Genomic DNA, 14,333 nt, shown 5'->3' on the forward strand with positions numbered 1-14,333 from the left:
TTACCTGCTTAGCTCATAACACCGAACAGCTTTGTCAATTCATCCTCATTCATATTTTCACCAATTACACAGATTCGTCCTGTATAATCCGGTGCAATATCTCTAATGGTTATCTCGTCTGGTACATAATCAAACTGCACCCATTTTCTTTCCTCAACTTCCAGGATACCCTTGGCACGAAGTATGAAACCGGGCTGATTTTGCAGCTCTTGTAATATCTTATATAAATGTTTTTTATCAAATACATTTGCAGTTTCTACCCCCCATACCTTAAATATCTCGTCGGCATGATGACCGGAGGTTTTATTCACCTGACTGACTGTAACAGGTTCTGTTATCCTCCGGATGCGGGAAGAACACTCTGCTGTCTTTAATTCATCTAAAAGTTCCGTTCTCTCCTTCTTTTCAGACATTTCAATCACTTGGCTGCCGCTTAGTATATCCCAGTCCGTAGATACAATAGTTCCTTTCTTGTTATAGAGCCTCATATCCTTTAAGATAGAATTAATGCTATCCTTTTTCATATTCTGCGTCCTACTGATGAAAATAGTATTGCTATGTATTAACTGGTCTCTATAAAATTCTGCAAAGTTTTTTAAATACATTTTGTATTTTGTACCGTCAACAACTGTAATACGCATATTAATATCACATTGACCCTTACTAACAAACTGCCCGCAAGCTTTCACAACATCAGAAAGTTTACCGACACCTGATGGTTCAATTATGACACGGTCGGGCTCATATAATTTTATAACTTCCTTTAAAGCCATTGTAAAATCACCTGCTATGGTACAACAGATACATCCGGCATACATTTCCTTTACCTCGATTTCAAAATCCTTAAAAAGTCTGCCATCAATACCTATTTCACCGTATTCATTTTCTATCAAAACCACCTTCTCTCCTAAGAATCCTTCCTTTAGCATCTTTTTGATTAAAGTGGTTTTTCCTGCACCTAAAAAGCCTGAAACAATATCTATTTTTGTCATGAAATTCCTTTCAATATATGGTAATAAATAGTCTCACAAGTATAGTATGATAAATATTTATAGGATTAACGTCTTCGTTTCAATATTACAGACAACAATAATGTAATTACACCTGTCAGTACAATCGTTCCACCGGGCTTTAATCCGAAATAAAAGCTTAGTGTAAGACCTACTACAGTAAAGAAAACTGCAAAAAATACAGAAATGAACAAAGTCTGCTTAAAGCTCTTTCCAAACTGCATACCACAAGCAACAGGAATAACCATTAAGGAAGATACGATTAAGGCTCCAACCGTTCGTGATGCTACTGATACTGTCAACGCAGTCAAAAGAGTAAAAATAAAATTAATAATGGTCACTGGAATTCCGGATAACTTTGCCGAATCTTCATCAAAAGCCATATGCACGAGTTCTTTATATAAAAGTACAAATATAAGTATCACCAGTAAACTTATACCAATAACCAGATACATCTCGAATTTTGTAATAGCAACGATGCTGCCAAATAAAAAGCTGTTAAAATTAGCTGCATTCTTAACGAAACCGGACATCAAGCCTGCCAGCCCCACTCCTGCCGACATTATAACTGCTATGGAAATTTCTGAATATTTAGGGAATTTCTTTCTGATAAACTCAATACCAAATGCTGCAAGTATACAGGTAATAGAAGCACTTAATATAGGATTCATGCCTGTAACCAGCCCAATTGCCACACCTGCCAAAGATGTATGGCTTAAAGCGTCCCCTGTCATAGAAAGTCTTCGAAGCACGATAATCATACCAATACACGGTACAATTACTGCAAGTAATATACCTACACTAAAAGCTTTCCTCATAAAATCATACTGAAACAGCGTTAGCATGGAAGTTCTCCTTTCAGTCTTACGCTTTTGTTATTAACCTCATATATTTTATTCATGTCCTTGCTGACATTATGAATATTGTGAGTAACCATAACAATTGTGAGCTTTTCTTCCCTATTCAAGCGAAGAAGCAGACTATAAAATTTTTCTTCACTTTCTGAATCTACACCCGCGATTGGTTCATCGAGAATCAAAATATCCGGTTGGCTTACCAGGGATTTAGCGATTAAGACCCGCTGCTGCTGTCCTCCCGATAATTTACTAATAAGCCTGTTTTTATATCCATTCATTCCAACTAAATCTAAAACTTTTTCAGCCATCTCAAAATGATGCTTTTTCGGACGTTTGAATAGTCCAATATCGGGATAAAGATTTAACATTACTGTTTCCAAAACAGTAGCAGGAAAATCTGCTTTTACGGCAAGGCCTACCTGCGGTACATATCCAATTCTACCTCCGGTAATTAAAACCTTACCGTTCTTTGCAGGCAACAGTCCTAAAATTAATTTAATAAGGGTACTCTTACCAGTTCCATTGGGTCCGATAATCCCGGCATAATCCCCTTTTTCTATGGTTAAGTTGACATCCTCAAGGATGAAACCCTCCTCATAACCAAAACTTACATGGTTTAAAACGATGTGATTCATCTTTATACCCATTGCATACCGCAAGCTGGCTTGTGGTACTGCCACAATATAGGTTGAAAGAATCCTTGCGTGGCATCCTTCCAATATTATATATTTTCTTTCAACCTTAGACCATTGATAACTACTTAGTCATTCTTTAGTCCTTTAACAACACTCTTTAATCTACGGCAAAAGGCTGCTGCAAATACAGTATCGCAGCAACCCCTTTTTTATATTACCTTCATAAGAAGTATATGTCAACGCTCTCTTTACTTAGATAATGCCTTTATCAACGCTTCCAGGTTATATTCCATAATAGATAAATAATCCTCTCCGGCAGTTAACTGTTCCTCTGTAAGCCCCTCCAGAGGATTTAATACAGCTGTCTCTGCTCCGACTTCAAATGCTATGGTCTCAGCAACTTTAGGACTAACCAGCTCTTCAAAGAATATAGTCTTAATATTATTTTCTTTTGCAAATTCTATAATTTCTGCCATTCTCTTGGCATCAGGTTCTGAATCCGGACTTAATCCTTCCACGGCTACCTGCTTTAAGCCATAGTCTTTACAAAGATACGCAAAAGCTTCATGTGCAACTACTATATCTTTGTTCTCAAGTTTTGTCAGTTCCTCTGTAAATCTAGTATCTAACTCATCAAACTTAGCAGCAAAAGCTGTATAGTTATCTTCGTAATACTCTTTATTATCCGGGTCAGCTTCTACCAAAGCATTCTTGATAACTTCCATCTCTTTTTTAGCATTTCGAATGCTAAGCCATACATGGGGATCATAACTGTTTTCCGCTTCGTGCGCCTCTTCCTCTTCTTCATGCTCCTCATCCTCATGGCTGTGCCCACCTTCAACCAGTTCTACTCCTATAGAAGCTTCCACAAGTTTAAGACTTTTATTCTGAAGTGCCTGTGTGATATCTTCTACCCAGTGCTCCATACCTGCACCGTTGTATATGAGCAGGTCTCCGTTCTCAAGGTTTACAATATCCGTGGAAGAGGGTTCCCAGTCGTGCGGCTCTGTTCCGGCAGGAACCAGATTTGTTACTTCTACCTTATCACCGCCAATCTTTTTAGTTAAATCATACATCGGATAAAAGCTTGTATAGATTGTCAGTTTATCATTTACTGTCTCTGAAGCCGTTCCCGTTTCATCTTCTTTTACTACTTCTGTAACAATATCTGACTCTGTCCGGTTATTTTTTACAGTATTACCGCAACCAGTAAGAACTAGTACAGAACATAAGAATAAAACCATCTTAAGTATATTTTTTATCATTTCATTACCTCCTATTCTAAAGTACATTTTTTTCTCAAACGCAAATGCAAATCATTTGCATTTAATATACTACTTTCCTTTTCATTTGTCAAGGACAAATAGAATATACTTTTACCTATTTGTTAGTACAATATGGCGATACCCCTTCTGTCATAAACTACTTATCAGCTGTAGCAATATTTAAAATGATTGACAAAACTCTAAATTGACTATATAGTTGATATTGGTCAAATAGTTCAAAAAAAGGAGGAATACTACTTTGCCAAAGACTTATTCTGACAGTGAAAGGGCCTATATTAAAAAACGCCTAATGGATGAGGCATATATATGTCTTGCCCAGTTCGGTGTGCGTAAGACTACGGTAGATGAACTTGTTAAAAGAGTAAACATACCCAAGGGAACTTTCTACCTGTTTTATCCTTCTAAGGAATTACTTTTTTTTGATGTATTTTGTTCACTCCACAATGAATTACAGACTACTCTTCTCCATTGGATTGAAGAGTTGCAGGGTAACATTAATACAGATACGATTACAGATTTAATCTATCGCTTATACAAGCAGGTAGATTCCACATTCATTTATACCTTTATTGCAAATGGAGACCTTGAGCTGCTTGTACGAAAATTACCCCCAGAGCTTGCGGCCACCCATGCACAAGAGGACGACTTTGCTATGAGGCATCTGCTTTCTTTACTGCCTGGCACCCATACAGAAGATACCATCAAAATATTCAGTGCTGTTTTACGAGCAATCTTTTGTACAATGCTCCACAAGCGTGAGATTGGAGAACACGTATTTGATGATACAATTCGTGTTATGCTGCGGGGTGTTGTACTTCAACTGTTTGAGGAGGATACATTATGATTCAGGTACAAGGTTTACAATTCAGCTATACCAAACAGCCATTCATTCAAAACATGAACTTTGATGTTAGGAATGGTGAAATCTTTGGATTTTTAGGCCCCTCCGGCGCTGGCAAAAGCACATTGCAAAAAATACTTACAGGTCTCTTGACCACGTATGAAGGTAGTGTGCAGTTAAATGGCACAGAGGTAAAGCATCATGACAACAGCTTTTACGAAAATATCGGTGTGGATTTTGAATTTCCCAGTCTCTACTCAAAACTGACAGCCCGGGAAAATCTTCACTTTTTCGCTTCCCTTTACAAAAAACACCAGGCAATCGACCCGCTGCTGGATAGCGTTGGACTGCTTGCTGATGCAGAGAAAAAGGTCTCGGCTTTCTCCAAGGGTATGAAATCAAGGCTAAACTTTATTAAAGCACTTCTCCATGAGCCATCCTTACTTTTTCTCGATGAGCCAACCTCTGGACTTGACCCCTCCAATGCAAGACGTATGAAGGACATCATTTTACAGGAAAAAGCAAAGGGCAAAACTATATTGCTGACTACTCACAATATGTACGACGCAACTGAACTTTGCGACCGTGTAGCTTTTATTGTGGACGGTAAACTGCGGGCATTGGATACACCACGAAATCTAATTATGTTAAGAGGTGCTTCGAAGGTTCGGTATACTTATACTCTGGATGGCAGGGAGGAACTGTCCGAAATCCCTCTAAACGAAACAGGTGCGGATATTAGATTGCAAAGGCTTGTACTGGAAAATAGGCTGTTGTCTATCCACAGCAGTGAACCTACCCTCAATGATATTTTTGTAGAACTGACAGGGAGGCAACTGCAATGAGAATAAATGTACTGCTTATCGGCGATATTCGCTTCCAGTTTAAATACGGTTTTTATTTTCTGTATCTGATATTTACTATACTCTATATAGGTCTTCTCTTCGCTTTGCCTGAAAGTTGGCGCGAGCAAGCCGCTATTTTGATGATTTTTACAGACCCTGCAGCCATGGGACTATTCTTCATGGGGGCAATTGTACTCTTCGAAAAGGGTGAAAGAGTTTTAGACAGCCTTGCTATATCACCTGTCAGACCAATAGAGTATGTGGTTTCAAAACTCTTATCCATCGCCATCATTTCCACAGTAGTAGGCCTGCTCATAGGATTGGGAAGTGGTATTATAACGAACCCTTTATTATTCATCATAGGCGTATTTTTGGGTTCCTGTCTGTTTTCTGCTATAGGGCTTTTGATTGCTTCAAATATTACAACTCTAAATCAATTTATAGTTGCTACCATCCCTGCTGAAATTATTATTAACGTACCTGCAATTGCTTATATATTTGGATTAAAACCTAGCTTAATGATAGTTCATCCGGGTGTTTGTATTATTGAGTTGTGTCAAAATGGAGATAAGGCATTGCCTGCAACCTTTATTCTTATATTATGGACAATTCTGTCGGTACTGTTGACACATCGTGTGGTAACCGGAAGTCTGCACTCATTAGGAGGTGTAAAGCCATGAAACCCCTGCTTCGATCTTTTACTATGTTTGTAGGGCAGGTATTTAAGGATACGATGCTTATCGCTGTCTGTATTGCTACTGTCTTTACCGCATTTTTTATTCGTTTCGGCATTCCTTCCATTGAGACCCTCTTATGTGACTCTATGGGAAAAGCAGTTATTCTTGCCGATTACTACTTGCTGTTTGATCTGCTGCTGGCTCTTGTAACACCATATATGCTCTGTTATGCATCAGCAATGATGATGCTAGTTGAATACGATGAAAACATAGCCGGTTACCTTACCGTAACCCCGGTGGGTAAAAAGGGGTATATTCTCTCCAGGCTGGTCTTTCCGACGGTAATAGCCTATATTGTGTCAATTGCTCTTTTGAGTTGGTTTTCTCTGACACCCTGGCCGATTTTAAATATTTTTCTTACTTGCCTTTTAACAAGCATTGCCGGTATTTCCATGGCATTGCTGCTATTTTCTTTTTCACATAACCGTGTGGAGGGTATGGCGATGGCAAAGCTGTCAGGGCTTTTGATGCTGGGACTGCCCGTACCCTTCTTCGTTTTTTCAGATATACAGTATCTGTTCTTACCTCTGCCATCTTTTTGGATAGCCAAGTTTTGTATAGGACAGGATTTTATATTTTTAATTCCCGGATTTCTATCTTCCCTTATCTGGGTTTTTCTGCTGTACCGTAAGTTTGACAAAAAAATTGCATAACGTTTTCATATATTCTGTACACCATGTTAAGGTGTACAGAATATATGAAAACGGCAAATAAATTAAAACCCGGTACGATACATACCAGTCCATCCATTTAGGATGTTAGTTAAGACTGGGGCTTTATATAAAACTATGTAAACTTAAAACAACCCCACTCTTGACATTTTCCTTAATGTAACTTATGATTTTATTGAATAAGGGAGGAATACCATTGAACAATAAAACCTTAAAATCAGCCGAGTTAAAACAAACCAAAAAAAGAATCTTAATACTGTCCGTATTAGAGAAAGCTTCTTCTGCTCTTACTGCCGAAGAAATAGCAGAGATTACTTCGCAAGACATAAAGATGAGTATCTCTACCATATATCGAGCCTTGAATGCTCTTGCTGAAAAAAATGTGGTAACAAAAACTCTATATCAGGATGGGAAAACCTATTATGAAATCAATAACCACACTCATAAACATACTTTAATTTGTACTCTTTGCAATGAAAAGGTGCCAATTAACACCTGCCCCTTGGAAGCTTTAGAAGATCATTTATCACAAGAAACCGGCTATACTATAACCGGACACAGCCTGGAGTTTTTTGGCGTATGTCCGAAATGCTCTATCGTTAAGGACGAAAAATAAGGATTCCTGCAAACGCTTGCTATATTTGCAGAAATCCTTATTTCATTCTATTAAAAGTAAACTCACTATAGAGTACTAACTTAGTCCTCTTCATAAAATAATTTAAATGTCCTATATATATCCAAAATTCCAAATCCCCATGCCTGATCTGGGTAAGAAATAGTTGGACTTCTCCTTGCACCACTGACTAACATTTTTCGCAGTATTACATTATTTAGGGTGGTGAAATTCCCTTTCAGAATTCCCCATTCCAATAACATGGCGGTTATTCCTGTTGCATGGGCGGCAGCAGCACTGCTGCCGGTATAATTATAATATCCACCACTCATGGCCGGAGATGAAATATTAACACCCGGTGCCGCTACATCCGGCTTTAGTCCATTGTTTTTTGTGAAACCTCTGCTGGTATAATAATACAGACTGTTATTGGCATCATTATATGCCGTTACACTTATACTATTGATTGCATTTGCAGGAGCCGAAAGGGTAGTATTAGAATCCGCATTGAGAAAATAAGTATTACTGGATAAAAAATTATTAATAGGCAGCCAAATATGATATCGTAATGTTAAATCTCCTGTCCCTGATACTACAAAACGCCATACCCCTTCTATGGCATTGAAAAACCGGAATAAAATTAATTGATTTCCCGTAATATCTTCATTGATATTATTATCAATATAAATTGTCGTCTGTTCAAAGACCATCTCCAAAGTATTTCTTTGCAAAAAGCTGGAGGGTATTCTACCGACAAACGCACCGGTAGGGGCATAGATATCTACTTCAACTATATTAGGGGCGTACCCCCAAAGTTCCATTGAAAACCCTTTTTCATCATTTCCAATATGTAAACCGATAATATCAAATTCACTGCTGGGATTAATCTCCCCATAGTAATGGTGTCTCTCATTCCCCTCATTACCGGATGCAACCACCACAGAATGTCCTACAACATTACCTTCATCATTCAAATATTTGCAAAGAATACTCTCTCCCTCATGTGAACCCTGAGAAGTTCCAACCCCAATGCAAATGGCTATTGGTCTGTCAAGTCTTTTTGCAATATCTACCAGATACTGAATTCCCAGTATGATATCATTTTCCTGAAAGCATAAAGCTCCATCCGGAATACGGAAAAACTCCCTTATGTTTTGCTTCGCCTCTTTTAATTTCACAACGACAATCTCTGTATCCGGCGCAACTCCTGAAAAATTATTAGCAATATCTACAGAACCTGCCGCAACTCCCGCAAGCATGGTACCATGACCAATCTCATCTTTACTTGGTACAACGGAAAAGGGGTCATTAACTAATAAGGCCCTATTTATTTGATTTTGTCTATATTCCGTCCCATAGAAAAATTTGGGGGGATAATTACTGCTTTCTATGGTTTGATCCCAAATCGATACGATTCTTGTTGTCTGATCTGCATAGCGAAAAGCAGCGTTCAGATAATCGATACCCGTATCCACAAAACCAATCAACACACCTTGGCCTCGAAGATTAAATCCAGGAACCTTTCGCAGCTGTTCAACTCCTGATGCTTCCAAACTAGAAGGTGACAATAAACCATAACATTTTGGAAGTAGGGAATATCCGAATTTCTGTACACTGTCATAAGTCAGATTTTCAGCCGGAATATGCACTGTTGCAAATCGATCGTTGACCCTGTTTATTGAAAAGCCCGTATATTTTTCAAATGGGTTTACAAAACCATTCTCATACCCTTCAACCAGTAAATCCATATAGTCATTACTGGTTATTTTATATCTTTCTTCTTCGGTCATTGACATATCCACCCAAGTTCAGTTTATTAATTTATATGATGGATACGTGAAAACTTTTCCTATATTTTTTAATAACTCAAACCAGGGTGTGAAATTTATTTATATTTCACACGAATCACCTGACATCTCTTATACAATCGGATAGCTTTTAAGTAGTCTTTGGTATTCTTCCTCTGTTATATTAATAACACTACCATGACGCTTTACAGTTTGTCCCAAATCAAATTCATCCTCGCTAAGAATACGGAATTCACCTTTTTCTAAATCAGATGTAATTAAGGGCAGATATCCTCCATGAGTTGCATAACGGTCAACAATTAAACACCATTCATCCCTGTCATTGAACTTAAAAATCTGAGGACCTTCCACGCCTTGCAGGCTTTCCACTACCGGAGCACTCATAGGGACAAAAGCATCTGGGGCAAGAGAGCTGCCTTTTTCGGTACGGATGTTTTTTGTCGTCTCATCCTTCGAAAAGCGGTAATAGGAGCCATTATGATAAATCATCGTTGTATCTATGATGTGATTTTCCCGTTCAATATATTTTTTTGCAGGGGTAAAGTTTCTAAAGTCTCTGGTTCTGGCAGAATATATTCTATGTTTTCCTTCCTCCTGCTCTTCCTTTGTATGAGAGGCCCAAAATACAAGGAAATTCTCCTGACTTTCATCATATATAACCTCGGGTGCCCATACACAACCGGCTCCCTCAATTCCTACTGTTACTGCCCACGGTTCTCCCCAGTGTATCAAATCCCCCGATTCCCACACAATAATATCTCTGCTCCCTTTAGTGACTGCATCACTCCAGGACTTACCACTGTATATTCTTAAATCCGTAGCAATCAAATAAAATTTATTCTCTTTTTCTGAGCGGACAATAAATGGATCCCTTACCCCTTTATCGCCTAAAGGAGAGCATAGTACATGCTCTCCTTTATTTAAATCTGTCCAGTGAAGCCCATCCTTACTGACAGAAAAATAAATTTGTTCTCCGTATTCTTTATCTTCTCCGGTGAAGTGAACAAAGAAATAACCGCTGTACTTTAATCCGCTTGTATTCATGTCGTTCCTCCTAGTACTTGTGCATGTCTATTTTTTTCGTTGCTGTTAAAATCCAACTCTTATTGTATGCCATATTATACCACAGATATAGTGCTTCGACAAACATTTCACCTTAGATGCGTTTTAATTGGTATAAAGCCGCACCATGAGGGTTTAGTTCTGCCATAAGACGTCCATCAGCTGTTTCTAATTCTTTTTCTTCCCACAAATCTCGTACTTGGTATCTTCCCTTGAGACCTAGCTGCATAAAGCTTACTTGTGGTTTCGTTAATGCAAAGGAGGTATTAAAGAAAGCAACATAAACACTACCATCCTTGCCAAAACTTCTCCATACAACCGTGTCACTGGTTCTCATAATTTCTCTTGCACCATGAGAATGCTTTAACAGGTTAATAACATCTTTATTGGTCAAAAGGCTTAGGGTCCAGCTATCCAGTCCCTGTAATTCGCTGCCAAGCATAAGAGGCGAGCGGAATATGCTCCAAAGGGTCATCATCGTAATTTGTTCTTCTTTTGTAAAATTAGTAGGTCTGCCTTTACCACCGTCTCCGGTATTATTTAGTTCGATTCTTCCAAGGGGCAGCATATCACAATCCGGCCAACGGCCATCACCCACATATGGACTCCACGCCCGACACCGTTCAAACATTGCATAAAGCTGAGGCCAGTTATCCCAGAAATCCCCTGTCATACGCCACATATTGGCGTGCTCTAAAAGATGAGCAGCTTCTTCAAGAGGCGCCGGACCTGGTGAGAGACTTAATACCATAGGACGACCACATTTATCAATCGCCTTACGGATTAATTCAATTTCGCCTTTTGCAGAATAAACATCATGGGGCTTATATTCTGTGTTGCTGATATCATCTACCTTTACAAAATCCACTCCCCATACGGCATATAATTCAAAAAGAGAATCATAATAGCATTGAGCACCTTCTGCATCCGGATTTACACCATACATATCCGTATTCCACTTACACAAAGAAAAGCTATGGGCAATGTCTCTTGCCGTTGCTGTAGTCCCCTTAATCGGGGCTGCCATATGTACTGCCTGTCTAGGAATTCCACGCATAATGTGAATTCCAAATTTTAGTCCCATATCATGTATTTTATCGGCAATACCCTTAAATCCAACCCCATTTGCAGCTGATGGAAAGCGGTTTTCTGCCGGAATCAGTCTGGAGTATTCATCCATGGATAAAGGATAAAAATGATTATACATAGTTGAAACTGCTTTCGGTTCATACCATTGAATGTCACAGACTACATATTCCCAACCATATTCCTTTAAATGTTCTGCCATAAATTCAGCATTGCCTAACAACTGCTTTTCTGTAACGGAAGCACCGTAACAATCCCAACTGTTCCATCCCATAGGCGGAGTTTGCGCATAACTTTTAAACATGTGTATCTGCTCCTTATATTTTTGTATTTTTGTAATCATCTGTTTAAATCACTTCACAACTCACTCTCAACTATATATACCATACTTATCCCACAGATACCATGTCTAAATCATGAAAGTTTTATGCATTATGTTGCATCCACCTAAAGTGTGTTTAAAACGATTGAACCATTACTACTGAAATATGGTTTCAAACACCTCCTACATCAACTCCTCCCACTTCGCCCGGTGAATCATTTCTAAATAGCCATAATATTCTTCATCTATCTTTTTAATTGCACAGCCTGCATGAACTAATACATACTCACCGACCTGAGGCTCCTCTAATAACTGTATATTTACCCGGCTAACTATACCAAGAATCTCCACCTTAGCAGTAACACTTTTAACCTTATCAGAAACGCATCTCTCCTCTTTATCTTTCATATATGTCTCAATCTCAATTATTTTAGCGGGCACAGCTATGCACATTCTTACACTCCTTTTAAGCCTTATCGTATTTTAATCAAGGATTACCAACTGCCTAAATTAACTGTTTAGGCAGGCATTACATGTGCACTGCTTTTTATTCTCCCTCTAGGTTTTTAAAGATTACCGCCTGTTCCGATATGTCATCTCGTTCGATCTGTATTTTTGTCCAGTCACCATATCTTTTTTTGTTTATACTGCAAAGATGTTTAAAAAGAATTTCTTTACTTATAGAGCTATCTCGATTCACACTTAGAATAAGATTGTTGACCTTGTTATAGTGCTTTTGTGTACTTAGCACTTCCAACTCTTCCGAAATCTTTTGTAGCAGAATTGTATCAGGCATAGCATACCTCCTTCATTTCTATAACTTACACATCTGATATTAACGTACCTACCTGAGGTAATTGATTTAAAACGGTTTCAATTCCCATGTGGCAGCTCATAAATTGACCGGTTAAATCATTACCGGCAAATAACCCGTAATGACTCCCCCCGGCCCAGCCAGCTTTTTCACTCATATCATAAACCTTTCCATTTACTGCTACATAAGCCGCTTTACCACCTGTGCCATTGTACTCAGCAAGTTCCTGCAAGGTAAAAGTCCTCATTTCCACTGGCGGAGTTTCCTGCTCCGGTATGGTCTGCTGCGCTTTTACAATGTATTTTTGAATGGTATGAATTAATTCTTCCGTACGCTCCTGCATCAGTTTTTGATGTAATTCTTTTTCATAAGGAGTATTTCCGGCTATTTCCATCTTGCTGTAATAAGCAATTTCGGCTCGGAACTGCTCGACCATCTCTCTGATTCCATAATCTCCCTTCATAATAATAACCCTGCCCTTTCCAATGCGTACTAACAATAGTCCGACTATACTTCAATATATTAGAAAAAGGACAGGATTATACTTCTTTTTAAATTTGCTTATTAACGTTACGCTATATCTCCACACATAAAAAAGGCCGCTGCTTTGTAACTTCCGATTCGAGACAGGACATTACAACGTTACATAAGCAGCAACCTTTACAGGCTTTAGTAAGGATAGGGGGAACTATTCACTGATTAGTGATAAGATAGCTTTTTTGGGTTTTACCCCTACAGAACTGTCCACAACCTTTCCATCTTTTACTACTACAAGAGTTGGTATGCTCATAATATGGAAAGCCTGTGCCAGCTCTTCTTCTTCATCTATGTTTATTTTCCCTACTTTTGCAATTCCCTCCGCTTCTTTCGCAATTTCATCAATAATTGGAGCAACCATCTTACAAGGACCGCACCAGGAAGCCCAAAAATCTAGCAATACAGGTTTCTCAGATTTTAATACCTCATTTTCAAAATTTTTACTTGTTATTTTTAATGCACTCATATTATTAATCTCCTTTATTATTTACTGTATAAATTGAACTTTGTTTTTTGTCATGGTAAATTGCTTTCTTATATAGTATTTAAAGACGTTCCTTGGGTAGAGTAACTCAATTCAATTTATATTGGTTATATCTTTATTATAAGTATTTTAGAAATAAAGTCTGTGATGAAGTTACAAATATTTACAACCACTCTATGTAAGAAACTCTATCACTTCCCAGTATAGATCTGGAACGCTTAGAGTTTCTATTTATCAAAGTATCTAAATTAATTCTACTTGTTCTTAGCCATTTGTTATTTCTTTTACAAAATCCGCGGCATTTCTTAAATCTTTTGCATTGGGATGACCAAAGTTAAAATAAATGAATTTTCCCTTACAGTGAAAGGATTTGTTAGAAACAGCGAAACCTTTGTCTAAGAGTTCCTCCCGTAATTCCACCAGTACATCTTTTCCAATTTGGGAGGTTGAAAATAATACAATTTTTTTCGCAGCGTCTACTCGAAGAGTATCTAAAAACAATTGAATCTCCTCCGAAACGGTACCATAGTAAATACCGCTGCCAACGAAGAGTACATCAATGTCTGATACAATTGGTTTATAAATAACATTTACAGGAGTGATTCCTAATTGTTCTCCCATAGCCTTAGCAACTTTCTCTGTCTTGCCTGCTTTTGTAGAATATACAATCATTGCTTTCATTCACATCCATCCTTTCATTTACAATGAAGCATGCCGATTGAAAC

17 protein-coding genes are annotated in these 14,333 nt (G+C 38.2%); 5 read left to right on the forward strand and 12 right to left on the reverse strand.

Annotated features, from left to right (window positions below):
* Positions 1 to 8 precede the first annotated feature (8 nt).
* The 4 genes from acsn021_RS18095 to acsn021_RS18110 all read right to left on the reverse strand — a co-directional run bounded on the left by acsn021_RS18095 (position 9) and on the right by acsn021_RS18110 (position 3,767).
* Positions 9 to 992 carry a CobW family GTP-binding protein gene (locus acsn021_RS18095; RefSeq protein ID WP_184091842.1) on the reverse strand — a complete coding sequence of 328 codons (984 nt, stop codon included), beginning with the start codon at positions 990 to 992 and terminating at the stop codon, positions 9 to 11.
* A gap of 65 nt (positions 993 to 1,057) precedes the next feature.
* Positions 1,058 to 1,855, reverse strand: coding sequence for a metal ABC transporter permease (locus acsn021_RS18100; protein WP_184091839.1), 798 nt, complete (start codon positions 1,853 to 1,855; stop codon positions 1,058 to 1,060).
* Positions 1,849 to 2,502 (reverse strand): metal ABC transporter ATP-binding protein, encoded by a 654-nt coding sequence (locus acsn021_RS18105; RefSeq protein WP_184091837.1) that lies wholly within the window; start codon positions 2,500 to 2,502, stop codon positions 1,849 to 1,851. Before acsn021_RS18105 ends, acsn021_RS18100 begins: the two co-directional genes overlap by 7 nt.
* Positions 2,503 to 2,750: 248 nt before the next feature.
* Positions 2,751 to 3,767, reverse strand: coding sequence for a metal ABC transporter substrate-binding protein (locus tag acsn021_RS18110; protein ID WP_184091835.1), 1,017 nt, complete (start codon positions 3,765 to 3,767; stop codon positions 2,751 to 2,753).
* Positions 3,768 to 4,026: 259 nt separating this feature from the next.
* Here acsn021_RS18110 and acsn021_RS18115 point away from each other — a divergent pair, with 259 nt between their 5' ends.
* The 5 genes from acsn021_RS18115 (at position 4,027) to acsn021_RS18135 (ending at position 7,498) form a co-directional block, all read left to right on the forward strand.
* The gene (locus tag acsn021_RS18115) at positions 4,027 to 4,632 is read left to right on the forward strand and encodes a TetR/AcrR family transcriptional regulator (RefSeq protein WP_184091833.1); all 606 of its coding nucleotides are present in this window, start codon (positions 4,027 to 4,029) and stop codon (positions 4,630 to 4,632) included.
* The gene (locus tag acsn021_RS18120) at positions 4,629 to 5,474 is read left to right on the forward strand and encodes an ABC transporter ATP-binding protein (protein ID WP_184091831.1); all 846 of its coding nucleotides are present in this window, start codon (positions 4,629 to 4,631) and stop codon (positions 5,472 to 5,474) included. The genes acsn021_RS18115 and acsn021_RS18120 overlap by 4 nt, the downstream gene beginning before the upstream one ends.
* The gene (locus acsn021_RS18125) at positions 5,471 to 6,154 is read left to right on the forward strand and encodes a fluoroquinolone export ABC transporter permease subunit (RefSeq protein ID WP_184091829.1); all 684 of its coding nucleotides are present in this window, start codon (positions 5,471 to 5,473) and stop codon (positions 6,152 to 6,154) included. Before acsn021_RS18120 ends, acsn021_RS18125 begins: the two co-directional genes overlap by 4 nt.
* On the forward strand, positions 6,151 to 6,864 hold the full coding sequence (locus tag acsn021_RS18130) for a hypothetical protein (protein ID WP_184091827.1): 714 nt from the start codon (positions 6,151 to 6,153) through the stop codon (positions 6,862 to 6,864). The genes acsn021_RS18125 and acsn021_RS18130 overlap by 4 nt, the downstream gene beginning before the upstream one ends.
* Before the next feature lie 214 nt (positions 6,865 to 7,078).
* Positions 7,079 to 7,498: a Fur family transcriptional regulator gene (locus acsn021_RS18135; RefSeq protein WP_184091825.1), complete on the forward strand. Its 420-nt coding sequence runs from the start codon at positions 7,079 to 7,081 to the stop codon at positions 7,496 to 7,498.
* Between the two features lie 80 nt (positions 7,499 to 7,578).
* Here the strand turns inward: acsn021_RS18135 and acsn021_RS18140 are convergent, their stop codons facing one another.
* The 8 genes from acsn021_RS18140 to acsn021_RS18175 all read right to left on the reverse strand — a co-directional run bounded on the left by acsn021_RS18140 (position 7,579) and on the right by acsn021_RS18175 (position 14,289).
* Complete coding sequence (locus acsn021_RS18140; RefSeq protein WP_184091823.1) at positions 7,579 to 9,285, reverse strand: S8 family peptidase; 1,707 nt, start codon at positions 9,283 to 9,285, stop codon at positions 7,579 to 7,581.
* Between the two features lie 129 nt (positions 9,286 to 9,414).
* A complete protein-coding gene (locus acsn021_RS18145) occupies positions 9,415 to 10,347 on the reverse strand; it encodes a glycoside hydrolase family 43 protein (RefSeq protein WP_184091821.1) in 933 nt (310 codons plus the stop codon).
* A gap of 112 nt (positions 10,348 to 10,459) precedes the next feature.
* Entirely contained in the window at positions 10,460 to 11,755 is a 1,296-nt protein-coding gene (locus tag acsn021_RS18150) for a glycoside hydrolase family 27 protein (protein ID WP_184091819.1), read from the reverse strand.
* A 201-nt stretch (positions 11,756 to 11,956) separates the two neighbouring features.
* The gene (locus acsn021_RS18155) at positions 11,957 to 12,226 is read right to left on the reverse strand and encodes a HypC/HybG/HupF family hydrogenase formation chaperone (RefSeq protein ID WP_184091817.1); all 270 of its coding nucleotides are present in this window, start codon (positions 12,224 to 12,226) and stop codon (positions 11,957 to 11,959) included.
* A gap of 94 nt (positions 12,227 to 12,320) precedes the next feature.
* Entirely contained in the window at positions 12,321 to 12,569 is a 249-nt protein-coding gene (locus acsn021_RS18160; protein WP_184091815.1) for a hypothetical protein, read from the reverse strand.
* Positions 12,570 to 12,594: 25 nt separating this feature from the next.
* Complete coding sequence (locus tag acsn021_RS18165; RefSeq protein WP_243167811.1) at positions 12,595 to 13,050, reverse strand: cytochrome b5 domain-containing protein; 456 nt, start codon at positions 13,048 to 13,050, stop codon at positions 12,595 to 12,597.
* A gap of 225 nt (positions 13,051 to 13,275) precedes the next feature.
* Complete coding sequence (gene trxA, locus acsn021_RS18170) at positions 13,276 to 13,590, reverse strand: thioredoxin (protein ID WP_184091813.1); 315 nt, start codon at positions 13,588 to 13,590, stop codon at positions 13,276 to 13,278.
* Positions 13,591 to 13,872: 282 nt separating this feature from the next.
* Entirely contained in the window at positions 13,873 to 14,289 is a 417-nt protein-coding gene (locus tag acsn021_RS18175) for a flavodoxin domain-containing protein (protein ID WP_184091811.1), read from the reverse strand.
* Positions 14,290 to 14,333 lie beyond the last annotated feature (44 nt).

The organism is Anaerocolumna cellulosilytica, assembly GCF_014218335.1.
Taxonomy (GTDB): Bacteria; Bacillota; Clostridia; order Lachnospirales; family Lachnospiraceae; genus Anaerocolumna; species Anaerocolumna cellulosilytica.

What these genes read in the sequence shown, in the direction of transcription:
- acsn021_RS18125 (WP_184091829.1), top strand. Translation starts at nt 5,471, where the DNA reads ATGAGAATAAATGTACTGCTTATCGGCGATATTCGCTTCCAGTTTAAA.
- acsn021_RS18165 (WP_243167811.1), bottom strand. Translation starts at nt 13,050, where the DNA reads ATGAAGGGAGATTATGGAATCAGAGAGATGGTCGAGCAGTTCCGAGCC.
- acsn021_RS18155 (WP_184091817.1), bottom strand. Translation starts at nt 12,226, where the DNA reads ATGTGCATAGCTGTGCCCGCTAAAATAATTGAGATTGAGACATATATG.
- trxA (WP_184091813.1), bottom strand. Translation starts at nt 13,590, where the DNA reads ATGAGTGCATTAAAAATAACAAGTAAAAATTTTGAAAATGAGGTATTA.
- acsn021_RS18145 (WP_184091821.1), bottom strand. Translation starts at nt 10,347, where the DNA reads ATGAATACAAGCGGATTAAAGTACAGCGGTTATTTCTTTGTTCACTTC.
- acsn021_RS18105 (WP_184091837.1), bottom strand. Translation starts at nt 2,502, where the DNA reads ATGAATCACATCGTTTTAAACCATGTAAGTTTTGGTTATGAGGAGGGT.
- acsn021_RS18175 (WP_184091811.1), bottom strand. Translation starts at nt 14,289, where the DNA reads ATGAAAGCAATGATTGTATATTCTACAAAAGCAGGCAAGACAGAGAAA.
- acsn021_RS18120 (WP_184091831.1), top strand. Translation starts at nt 4,629, where the DNA reads ATGATTCAGGTACAAGGTTTACAATTCAGCTATACCAAACAGCCATTC.
- acsn021_RS18110 (WP_184091835.1), bottom strand. Translation starts at nt 3,767, where the DNA reads ATGATAAAAAATATACTTAAGATGGTTTTATTCTTATGTTCTGTACTA.
- acsn021_RS18130 (WP_184091827.1), top strand. Translation starts at nt 6,151, where the DNA reads ATGAAACCCCTGCTTCGATCTTTTACTATGTTTGTAGGGCAGGTATTT.
- acsn021_RS18150 (WP_184091819.1), bottom strand. Translation starts at nt 11,755, where the DNA reads ATGTTTAAAAGTTATGCGCAAACTCCGCCTATGGGATGGAACAGTTGG.
- acsn021_RS18095 (WP_184091842.1), bottom strand. Translation starts at nt 992, where the DNA reads ATGACAAAAATAGATATTGTTTCAGGCTTTTTAGGTGCAGGAAAAACC.
- acsn021_RS18140 (WP_184091823.1), bottom strand. Translation starts at nt 9,285, where the DNA reads ATGACCGAAGAAGAAAGATATAAAATAACCAGTAATGACTATATGGAT.
- acsn021_RS18160 (WP_184091815.1), bottom strand. Translation starts at nt 12,569, where the DNA reads ATGCCTGATACAATTCTGCTACAAAAGATTTCGGAAGAGTTGGAAGTG.
- acsn021_RS18100 (WP_184091839.1), bottom strand. Translation starts at nt 1,855, where the DNA reads ATGCTAACGCTGTTTCAGTATGATTTTATGAGGAAAGCTTTTAGTGTA.